General features: G+C 71.8%; 9 protein-coding genes and 1 pseudogene. 7 read left to right on the top strand and 3 right to left on the bottom strand.

Annotation, left to right across the window (positions count from 1 at the left end):
- Positions 1-83: 83 nt before the first annotated feature.
- Together ABZ896_RS50115 and ABZ896_RS50110 are read left to right on the top strand one after the other, a co-directional pair.
- A pseudogene (locus ABZ896_RS50115) lies at positions 84-470 on the top strand (pyridoxal phosphate-dependent aminotransferase); the annotation flags it as partial.
- Positions 467-1,522: an MBL fold metallo-hydrolase gene (locus ABZ896_RS50110; protein ID WP_360945317.1), complete on the top strand. Its 1,056-nt coding sequence runs from the start codon at positions 467-469 to the stop codon at positions 1,520-1,522. The pseudogene ABZ896_RS50115 and the gene ABZ896_RS50110, both read left to right, overlap by 4 nt.
- A 57-nt stretch (positions 1,523-1,579) precedes the next feature.
- Here the strand turns inward: ABZ896_RS50110 and ABZ896_RS50105 are convergent, their stop codons facing one another.
- The 3 genes from ABZ896_RS50105 to ABZ896_RS50095 form a co-directional block, all read right to left on the bottom strand.
- On the bottom strand, positions 1,580-2,836 hold the full coding sequence (locus tag ABZ896_RS50105) for a cytochrome P450 (protein WP_360945315.1): 1,257 nt from the start codon (positions 2,834-2,836) through the stop codon (positions 1,580-1,582).
- A gap of 84 nt (positions 2,837-2,920) precedes the next feature.
- Positions 2,921-3,541, bottom strand: a complete 621-nt coding sequence (locus ABZ896_RS50100; RefSeq protein ID WP_360945313.1) for a VTT domain-containing protein — start codon at positions 3,539-3,541, stop codon at positions 2,921-2,923.
- On the bottom strand, positions 3,538-4,311 hold the full coding sequence (locus tag ABZ896_RS50095; RefSeq protein WP_360945311.1) for an MBL fold metallo-hydrolase: 774 nt from the start codon (positions 4,309-4,311) through the stop codon (positions 3,538-3,540). The genes ABZ896_RS50100 and ABZ896_RS50095 overlap by 4 nt, the downstream gene beginning before the upstream one ends.
- An 83-nt stretch (positions 4,312-4,394) precedes the next feature.
- Here ABZ896_RS50095 and ABZ896_RS50090 point away from each other — a divergent pair, with 83 nt between their 5' ends.
- The 5 genes from ABZ896_RS50090 to ABZ896_RS50070 all read left to right on the top strand — a co-directional run.
- Entirely contained in the window at positions 4,395-4,796 is a 402-nt protein-coding gene (locus ABZ896_RS50090) for a hypothetical protein (protein WP_360945309.1), read from the top strand.
- A 136-nt stretch (positions 4,797-4,932) separates the two neighbouring features.
- Positions 4,933-6,972 (top strand): alkaline phosphatase family protein, encoded by a 2,040-nt coding sequence (locus ABZ896_RS50085; protein ID WP_360945306.1) that lies wholly within the window; start codon positions 4,933-4,935, stop codon positions 6,970-6,972.
- 155 nt (positions 6,973-7,127) lie between these two features.
- Positions 7,128-8,189: a MoxR family ATPase gene (locus ABZ896_RS50080; RefSeq protein ID WP_360945303.1), complete on the top strand. Its 1,062-nt coding sequence runs from the start codon at positions 7,128-7,130 to the stop codon at positions 8,187-8,189.
- Positions 8,132-9,979 (top strand): hypothetical protein, encoded by a 1,848-nt coding sequence (locus ABZ896_RS50075; RefSeq protein ID WP_360945300.1) that lies wholly within the window; start codon positions 8,132-8,134, stop codon positions 9,977-9,979. Before ABZ896_RS50080 ends, ABZ896_RS50075 begins: the two co-directional genes overlap by 58 nt.
- A 63-nt stretch (positions 9,980-10,042) precedes the next feature.
- Positions 10,043-10,418: OsmC family peroxiredoxin (locus tag ABZ896_RS50070; protein ID WP_360945297.1), on the top strand; the 376-nt coding region annotated here is incomplete at its 3' end.

Here is a 10,418-nt window from a genome sequence, read left to right as displayed (position 1 = left end):
GCAGTTCGATCGTGCTGAGCATGGCGAGCCGGAGCACCCGGCCCCGGTCGTGGGCGGGGTTGACGACGGCCGCCGCCGCGTGCTCGGCCGCCGCCCACTCCGCCGTCGTCCGCGCGGGCGCGCTCGCCCGGCCCCCGCAGGCAGGGCGTCACCTCTACGTCGACCTCGGCCCGCTGCGGCCCGCGCTCACCGCGCGGGGGATCGGCGACGCCCAGGACCTGGAGGACTTCCTCTCCGCCCGGCTCGGCATGCCCGCGCCCGGCGGCCACCGCTTCGGCGACGACCTCGGGGCGCCGCGCGTCCGGCTGGCCACGGGCGCCCTGCTCGGCGGGTCGGACGAGGAGCGCGCGGAATGCCTCACGTCACCCTCGCCGTTGGAACTGCCACACGTGCAACGCGCGTTGATCATTCTGGAGTCGGTCTTCGACGACCTCCGCGACGACGCTCAGCGATGGGAGCCTCCTCGATGACGCAGCAGTCCGAGTCGACCACGAGCACCACCACCCAGGAAGCCGACGATCCGGCGACCAGAGCCGCCTTCGTCCCCCCGTTCCCGGCGCTCGTCGAGCCGCGCCCGCTGGGGGAGCGAAGGACCTGGCCGCGCTCCTTCCACGACCGCCTGACCGCCCCGCTGCCCGGCCTCAAGGCCATGGCCCGCTTCGCCCGCGAGGGCGCCGTCCGCCCCGGCCCAGAGGGGCTCGCCGACGTCCCCCGGCTGCCCTTCGAGCCCGGCCCGCTGCCCGCGGTCGACGCGCGCACGGTCGCCGTCTCCTGGGCGGGCCACGCCAGTTGGGTGGTGCGGATCGGCGGTCTGACCGTCCTCACCGACCCGGTCTGGTCCCGCCGCATCCTCGGCACCCCGGCCCGCATCACCCCGGTCGGCATCGCCTGGAGCGCCCTGCCGCCCGTCGACGCGGTCGTCATCAGCCACAATCACTACGACCACCTGGACGCCCCCACCCTGCGCCGGCTCCCGCGCGACACCCCCGTCTTCGTCCCGGCGGGGCTCGCCCGCTGGTTCCGCCGTCGCCGCTTCACGCGCGTCACCGAGCTGGACTGGTGGGAGGCGGCCGAACTCAAGGGCGTCCGCTTCGACTTCGTGCCGGCCCACCACTGGTCCAAGCGCTCCCTCACCGACACCTGCCGCAGCCTCTGGGGCGGCTGGGTCCTGACGGCCCCGGACGGCCAGCGGGTCTACTTCGCGGGAGACACGGGCTACGGCCACTGGTTCGCCCGCATCGGACAGCGCTACCCGGGCATCGACCTGGCGCTGCTCCCCATCGGCGCCTACGACCCCCGCTGGTGGCTCAGCGACGTGCACTGCGACCCGGAGGAGGCCGTACGGGCCGACCAGGACCTGGGCGCGCGCAGAATGGCGCCGATGCACTGGGCGACGTTCGTGCTGTCGGCGGAGCCGGTCCTGGAGCCGCTCACCCGCGTGCGGGCGGCCTGGGCGAAGGCGGGCCTGGACCGGGCGGACCTCTGGGACCTCCCGGTCGGCGGCTCACGCGTCCTGGACTGACCCCTTCAGACCGGCCGTCGAAGGAGCTGTCGTCCAGGGTGCCGTCATCGAAGGCGCCTACCAGGTGACCGGCAGTTCGTAGATGCCGTATGCCTGGGAGTCCTCCTTGAACTTCAGTTCCGAGAGGTCGACCGCGAGCCGCAGGGTGGGGATCCGGCGGAACAACGTGCTGAAGACGACGTGGAGCTCGACGCGGGCCAGCTGCTGGCCGATGCACTGGTGCGGGCCCCAGCTGAAGGCGACGTGGTGCGAGGCCTTGCGCGCGAGGTCGAGCTTCTCGGGCTCGGGGAACGCCTCCGGGTCCCAGTTGGCCGCGGCCAGCGACGCGATGACGCCCTCGCCCGCGCGGATGCTCTCGCCGTCGACCTCGATGTCCCCGACGACGGCCCGCCGCGCGAGCAGGTGCGGGATCGTCAGATAGCGCAGCAGCTCCTCGACGGCGTTCTGCACGAACTTCGCGTCGTCGTGGCGCTCGCGCAGCGCCGCGAGCTGGTCGGGGTTCTCCAGCAGCAGCGCCGTGCCCAGGGTGATCATGTTGGCGCTGGTGTCGTGGCCGGCCACGAGCAGGATGTGCCCCAGCCGGGCCGCCTCCTCCAGGCTCAGCTCGCCGCCCCTGACCCGCTCGCCGAGGTCGGTGAGCACGTTCTCGCCGGGGTTGTCCGCCGTGGCCTCGATGAGCCCGGAGATGTAGCGGCGCAGCGTCCGGGTGGTCTCGGCGGCCTCCTCCGGCGTCTTGTAGCGCGCGTTGGTGACGCCCGCGTGCTCCTGGAAGAACTCGTGGTCCTCGTACGGCACCCCGAGCAGCGCGCAGATCATCAGCGACGGCAGCGGCAGGGACAGGGCCTCGTTGAGGTCGACGGGCTTGGGGCCCGCGAGCATCCGGTCGACGAGGTCGTCGGTGATCCGCTGGATCTCCGGGCGGAGCTTCTCCATCCGGTGCCGGGTGAAGGAACTCGTCAGCGTGCGCCGCCACCGGGTGTGCTCGGCGCCGTCGGTGTTGTTGATGGACGGCTCCATCTCGGCGGCGTGCGCCTTCATGGCCGCCGTGGTGTGCGGGTAGCCCTCGCCGCCGATGTTCGCGCTCATCCGGGGGTCCGAGAGGACCTCGCGCAGGGCCGCGTGCTTGGTGACCAGCCACGGGGTGCTGTCGTCCCACGTCCTCACGCGGGTGACCGCCTTGTCCGTCGCGTGCAGCCCGAGCAGGTCCGGCGGCGGGGCGAACGGGCACTGCGCCGATCGCGGTGACGGGTACTGCGGGATGTCCTCGGTGGTGTCCGTACCGGCCACGTCGCTCGTCCTCTCGTCGGCTCCCACGTCCGCAACCATTCATACATCGACCGGTCGGTACAATCAACAATCCGTAGCCGAGAAGAGAATCGGGCCGAGGTCAGGACGCGCTCAGTCCGAGGAGCGCACCCGCTTCCAGACACTCGGCGCCGCGCTGAACGTGACGGTCAGCACGATCGCCGCCAGCACGCCCTCCCAGGGCTCGTCGAACAGCGACCCGCCCAGGATCCCGATCAGCTGGTACGTCACCGCCCAGGCCAGACAGGCCGGAAGGTTCCCCCGGACGAACCGCCTGAGCGGCCACTTCGCCATCAGACAGGCCAGCATCACCGGGATCCGGCCCGCCGGGACCAGCCGGGACAGCACGAGGACGGCCACGCCGTGGTCCGCGAGCTTCTCCTGCGCCTGCGTCAGCCGGTCCTCCGGCGCCCGCGACCGGATCGCCTCCAGCCACCGCGAGCCGTTCTTCGAGCCCATCCCGCGCCGCCCCAGCCAGTACAGGGCGATGTCCCCGAGGAACGCGGCGCTGGAGGCCGTGACGAACACGAACAGCAGAGACAGGGGTGCGGTCTGGTGGAAGGCCACGACGGCCGCCGAACTCACCAGCGCCCCCGTGGGCACCACAGGCACCAACGCCCCCAGAAACACCAGCAGGAACAGCGTCGGATACCCGATCGCCTGCCCGGCAGCCCCGGGTGTCGCCCCCGTGGTGGCGGTCGCGAGCCACGTCACCGCGCGACCTCCAGCCGCACGCTCTCCCCGTGCTCCAGCCGGTGCACGTCCACGTCGGGCGCGTGCTCGGCGGCCAGCCGTACGAACTCCGTGCCCGGCGCGTGGAACTCGTGCGGCCGCACCGCGTCCATGCCGATCGGCCAGTACGTCCCGTAGTGCACCGGCACCGCGCTGCGCGGCGCGAGCTGCGCCAGCGCCCGGGCCGCCCGCCCCGCGTCCAGATGACCTTCGCCGAGATACGGCCCCCAGCCGCCGACCGGCAGCAGCGCCACGTCGACCGGGCCGACCTCCTTCGCCATGTCCTCGAAGAGCCCGGTGTCCCCGGCGAAGTAGGTGCGCCCCTCGCCCTCCACGACATAGCCGAGCGCGGGGGAGCGGTGCGGGCCGACGGGCAGCCGCCGTCCGTCGTGCCGGGCCGGCACCACGCGTATCACCACGTCGCCGATCCGCCGCTCGTCCCCTACGGAGACCTCCTCCACCCGGAGATGGGCGAGCCGGCGCAGTCCGGGCACCTGCCGTGGTGCGCCCCGGGGCACGAGCAGGCGCGTGCCCGGCTCCAGCCGCATCAGCGACGGAACGTGCAGGTGGTCGGCGTGCAGATGGGAGACGAGCGCGACGTCCGCACGCCAGGCCCCGGGCGGCGGTACGGCTCCGCGCCGGCGGCGCAGGTGCGCGAGGCGGCGGGCGAACAGAGGGTCGGTGAGCACACGTACGTCCGAATCCGTGACCGTGCAGGTCGCGTGGCCCCACCAGGTGATCTCCACCGGCACCTCTTTGCCTCCTTCGCGCGACTCCCCGAAGCCTACGGGCTGGAGTAGGGTCGGCGGCGAAACCCGGAGGTGAGGGGGACACCATGGGACCGGTGCGGGTCACGGCGATCGCGAGTCTGACGCCGCTGGAGGAGCTGGACGCGGACCCCTTCCTCGTGGATTCCCGCAGCCAGCACGCGATGTGTGCGCGGTGGGCCTCGGAGCGGGGGTACATCGTGCGGCGGGAACTGCTCGTGCGGGGGGTGCGGGCGGATCACTGCGTGCTGTGGGACGGGGTGCGGGCGGGGCGGGACCTGTTTGTCGCGCCGAGTCGGCGGGTGCTCGAGAGTGCGTTGTCCTCTGTCGAGGAGTTCACGGCGGAGTGTGCTCGGCGGGGGGTGCGGGTGGAGACGGTGGGGCTGGCCGAGCCGCTCTATGACGCGCAGATGAAGGCTCGGGTGCATCGGCGGTTGTCGATGCCGACGGCTGGATATGACGGGCGTTGAGTTCGCCTATGGGGGTGCCTGGTTTGGTCGTACGGCGGGTGCGGCCTTGTTGTGGCTGGTCGCGCAGTTCCCCGCGCCCCTTTAGGTGTCTTAATGGGCCGTTCGTTTTGATGTTCTGTATGACAGGCTGGTGCTCATGTGGTGGCGGCGGGTGGCCAGTCAGGTGGGGCGGAGCGTTGCCGTGTGGGTTGTCTCCACGCTGACGATGCTGGTGCTCGCCGGGGTGTTGCCCGATTTCCGGCTTCAGTCGCCCGATGGTGACAGTGCCACCCGGATCGCCGTCACCGCGGCCTTCGGGGCCGGGGCCTTCGGTCTGCTGTCGGCGCTGGTCTGGCCTCTTCTGGTACGGCTGTTGCTGCTGGTGCCGGCGCTGGTGCTCGGGGCGCTGGTGTTCTTCCTCAACGGCGCCCTCCTGCTGCTCGCCCTCGATCTGAACCCGGCCGAGCGCGGGGACGCGGCCCCGGAGACCGCGGTCGTGGTCGCCGCCGTGATGTCGGCCGTGGCCTCCGCGACCGGCGGTGCCCTCGCGGTGCGCGACGACGAGGCGTATCGGCGCCGTCTGTACCGGCTCGCCGATCGTCGTCGTAGGAGCATCCCGGCCTGTCCCGCCACCCCCGGCATGGTCTTCGTGCAGCTCGACGGGGTCGGCCACGACGTGCTCCTGGACGCCGTCGGCAAGGGCCTCATGCCCACCGTCGGGCGCTGGCTGGAGCGGACCCACCGGCTCACCCCCTGGCGCACCGACTGGTCCAGCCAGACCGGCGCCAGCCAGCTCGGCATCCTGCACGGCAGCAACCACGACGTGCCCGCCTTCCGCTGGTACGAGAAGGACCGCGGCGAGGTGATGGTCTCCAACCGGCCGACCAGCGCCGCCGAACTCCAGCGCCGGGCCGTACGGCACAGCGGCCACGACGGACTGCTCGCCGTCGACGGCGCCAGCCGCGGCAACCTCTTCTCCGGCGGCGCCGAGGAACAGGCCCTCGTGCTGTCCATCGCCACGCGCCGCCGCAGCCGGGAGAACCGTTCCCGCGCGGGCTACTTCGCCTACTTCTCCGACCCCGCCAACGCGGTCCGCACCGCCCTGTCCTTCATCGCCGAGGTCGGGCGCGAGATCGGCCAGTCCACCAAGGCCCGCGCCCGCAAGACGCGTCCGCGCGTGGGCCGGGGAGGCCTCTACCCGTTCGTCCGCGCCTTCGCCACCGTCGTCGAACGGGACGTCGTGGTCGCCGCCGTCATGGGCGACATGCTCGCGGGGCGTACGGCGGTCTACGCCGACCTCGTCGCCTACGACGAGGTCGCCCACCACTCCGGGCCGCGCAGCCGGGACGCCGAGAAGGTCCTCGAACGCCTCGACCGGGCGCTCGCGCTGATCGAGAACGTCGCCGAGCACGCGCCGCGGCCGTACCGGATCGTCGTCCTCTCCGACCACGGGCAGAGTCCCGGCGAGACCTTCCGCACGCGGTACGGACTCACCCTCGGCGATCTGGTCCGGGCCGGCTGTGGGCTGCCCGTGTCGCGCAAGGCGGAGCGGACCCACAGCGGGGCCGAGGCGCGGGCGGCGGTGCGGGCCGCGTTGCGCCGGCCGGGCCGGGAGGGGCGGCGCGAGAAGTACCGGCCCGCGCGCGGGTCCGAACCGATCGTGCTGGCCTCCGGGAACCTTGGGCTGGTCTCCTTCCCGGACGTGCACCACCGGATGAGCAAGGAGGAGATCGACGCACGCCATCCTGCGTTGCTGACGACTCTGGCCAACCATCCCGGGATCGGGTTCCTGCTGGTGCGCAGCGAGGAGCACGGCGGGGTGGTGCTCGGGCCGTTCGGTACGGAGATTCCGGTGGACCGGCTGGATGAAGTGCCGGGGCCGTTGGCCGAGTTCGGGGTGGGGGCGGCGGATGTGGTGCGGCGTACGCACTCCTTTCCGCATACCGCCGACATCATGGTCAACTCGTGGTACGACCCGGAGGAGGGGGAAGTGCTCGCCTTCGAGGAACAGATCGGGTCGCACGGTGGGTTGGGCGGGGCTCAGGCGAAGCCGTTTCTGCTGTCGCCGCGGGCGTTGTCCGAGCCGGAGGGGGAGATCGTGGGGGCGGAGCGGATTCATCGGGTGCTGCGGGGGTGGCTCGACGAGGCGGGTGGACCACAAGTGCCGTTGGAGAGTGCCGAGGAGAAGGCGGCTTAGAGGTCGGCTGCGGGTCGGTGGGGGCTGGTCGCGCAGTTCCCCGCGCCCCTAGGGAAGCTCGCTGGGCCTGCATGAAAAATCGGCTGCGTCTGCTTGGTCTGACGCACACACTGTTCGAGTTGGACTTTTCTCGGACATTCCCTGGAGTTGCTGCCTTGCAGGCTGCTGTTACTGTCACGCCCTCTCGTATTCCTGAGCTTCTGCTCGGGCTTGCCACCGTGCGGCCCGTCTTTGTGTGGGGGGCGCCCGGTATTGGGAAGTCTTCTCTCGTGCGGGAGTTCGCCGGCTCGTTGGGGCTGGAGTGCGTCAGTCTGATCGGGACGCAGCTGGCGCCCGAGGACCTGATCGGGGTGCCGCAGATCCGGGACGGACGCTCGGTGTTCTGCCCGCCGGAGTCGATCGCCCGGGACGAGCCGTACTGCCTGTTCCTGGACGAGCTGAACGCGGCCACCCCGGACGTGCAGAAGGCGTTCTACTCGCTGATCCTGGACCGCCGTATCGGCGACTACGAGCTGCCGAAGGGCTCGATCGTCATCGGCGCCGGAAACCGTGCCACCGACAACGCCCTCGCCCGCCCCATCGCCTCCGCCCTCGTCAACCGCCTCGCCCACGTCCACCTGGAGGCCTCCGCGAAGGACTGGCTGACCTGGGCCGCGAACAACGACATCCACCCCTGGATCCTCGACCACCTCACCGACCGCCCCGACCACCTGTGGTCCAAGCCGCCGAAGACCGAGGAGCCCTTCTCCACGCCCCGCTCCTGGCACATGCTCTCCGACGCGCTGCACTCCTTCGGCCAGGGCCTCGACGAGGAGACCCTGAAGGTCCTCGCGCACGGCACGCTGACCCCGGCGCACGCGACCGCGTTCTGCGGTTACGTCAAGATCGTCCGCAGCCAGTACGGCATCGAGGCGATCATCAAGGGCGACGCCCGCTGGCCCAACCGCCTCGCCGACCGCGACCTGCTCTACTACCTCGCCGAGTCCTTCCGCGGCCGTCTGATCAAGGAACTCCCCGCGAGCAAGGAGCACATGTCGGCGAACGGCCGCCAAACGGCGTACCGCGCCAAGTCGTTGCTCGTGCAGCTCGCCGAGATCTCCGTCGAGGTCGCCCAGACCGTCATCGCCTCCGACGCCGACGGCAACCCCGTACTGCCTTCATGGTTCCTCGTCGAGGCGGCCCGGGACATGCCCCGGCTGGTGGAGGCGCGGCGGTGAGCCGCAAGCCCGCGGAGAAGAAGAAGCGGGACCTCGCGGGGGAGGCGTTCGCCGAGGGCGTGCGGCTGGTGAAGGCCAACCCGGCCCTCGCGGCCCTGGAGTTCGACGTCTGCCGTCACGAGGAGTGCGCCTACGCGCCCCGGGACGGACTCGTGGTCGTCGACTCCGGAGGCGACCTGCACGTCCACCCCACCCGGCTCGCCGAGCCCGGCGCCTGGGCCTGGGCGCTCGCCCACGCGGCCCTCCACCTCGGCTTCGGACACGTCCCGGCCGTCAAGGGCGAACGCGTCCAGCCCGACCGCTACGACCTCGCCGCCCGCTGCGTCGTCGTCAACCGCTTCCTGCTGGGCTTCACCGTCGGCGACACCCCCGAGCACCTGCCCGCCTCCTACCCGGACGGCGACGAGGAGCAACTCGCCGCCCGCTGGCGCCGGAACGGACTGCCACCGGTGTACGAGCGCTGCGGTACCGCCGGTGACGAGCCCGACCAGGTGCTGACCCGCTGGGGCGACTGGTCCCAACCGCCGGACTGGCAGCTGGCGTTCGCCACCGCGCTCACCCGCACCGTGTCCGCCGCGATGGACATGGCGGGCGGACGGCGGGACTCGCTGGACGGCGACCTGCCCGTGAAACGCCCCTGGCAGCAGGCGTTGAGCTGGTTCATCTCCTCCTACCCCCTGCTCGGCGGCATCGCCTCCGGCATCAAGCTGGTCGCCGACGCCGAACTCACCCGCGCCCACGGCATCTCGATCGCCGCCGTGAACACCGAGGCAGGGGAGATCTACGTCAACCCGCTGCGCACCTTCGAGGAAGAGGAGTGGCGGTTCATCCTCGCCCACGAGATGCTGCACGCCGCCCTGCGCCACGGCGACCGCTGCGGCACCCGCGACCCCTACCTCTTCAACGTCGCCTGCGACTACGTCATCAACGCCTGGCTGACCGAGATGGACATCGGCACCATGCCCGACGGGCTGCTGTACGACCCGCAGCTCGCGGGCCTGTCCGCCGAGGAGGTCTACGACCGCATCGCCGGCGACCTGCGCCGCAAGCGGCGGCTGGCGACCCTGCGCGGCAAGGGAGTCGGCGACATCCTGGGCGGTCCGCTCGGCCCGCCCCGCGACTACGTCGACCTCGACGAGTTCTACCGCCGGGGCCTGTGCCAGGGCCTGGACATGCACCAGCAGCAGGACCGCGGCTATCTGCCGGGCGGACTGATCGAGGAGATCCGCGCGCTCAGCCATCCGCCGCTGGCGTGGGATGCCCAACTCGCCCGCTGGTTCGACGAGTTCGTGCCCAGCCCGCAGCCCGTGCGGTCGTACGCCCGTCCCTCGCGCCGTCAGTCCGCCACCCCCGACATCCCGCGCGCGGGCCGCTGGTTCCCGCCCGAGGAGATCGCCCGCTGCACCTTCGGCGTGGTCCTGGACACCTCCGGCTCGATGGACCGCACCCTGCTCGGCAAGGCGCTCGGCGCGATCGCCTCGTACGCCGAGGCACGTGACGTCCCGGCCGCCCGGGTGGTGTTCTGCGACGCGGCCCCGCACGACGCCGGGTATCTGCCCGTCACGGAGATCGCCGGCCGGGTCCGCGTGCACGGCCGTGGCGGGACCGTCCTGCAGCCCGGCATCGACCTGCTGCACCGCGCGGACGACTTCCCGCCGGGCGCCCCGGTCCTGGTGATCACCGACGGCTGGTGCGACGTCCTCAGGGTCCGCCGCGAGCACGCCTATCTGATCCCGCAGGGCGCGCGGTTGCCGTTCACGGCGCGCGGGCCGGTCTTCCGGGTGAGTTGAACCGGAGAGTGTGATCGGATGGTCCCGAACTCCCGGAACCGGGACCACACGAAAGGACTGACCGTGGCTACCACGCGCTCCGCTCACACCGTCTGGGAAGGCAACCTGCTCGAGGGCAACGGTGTCGTCACCTTCGACTCCTCCGGCATCGGCCAGCAGCCGGTGTCGTGGCCGTCGCGCGCCGAGCAGGCGAACGGCAAGACCAGCCCCGAGGAGCTGATCGCCGCCGCCCACTCCAGCTGCTTCTCCATGGCGCTGTCGCACGGCCTGGCCGGCGCCGGCACCCCGCCCACCAAGCTCGTCACCTCCGCCGACGTCACCTTCCAGCCGGGTGAGGGCATCACGGGCATCCGCGCGGCCTACGAGTTCGACCCGGTCGCCGAGCGGTACATCCCCGTCGACCCGATGGACAAGGCCCGTTGGTACCCGACCCTGGTCG

The organism is Streptomyces sp. NPDC047072, from assembly GCF_040643855.1.
Classification (GTDB): domain Bacteria; phylum Actinomycetota; class Actinomycetes; order Streptomycetales; family Streptomycetaceae; genus Streptomyces.
This window is presented reverse-complemented; position numbering and strand designations above follow the sequence as displayed.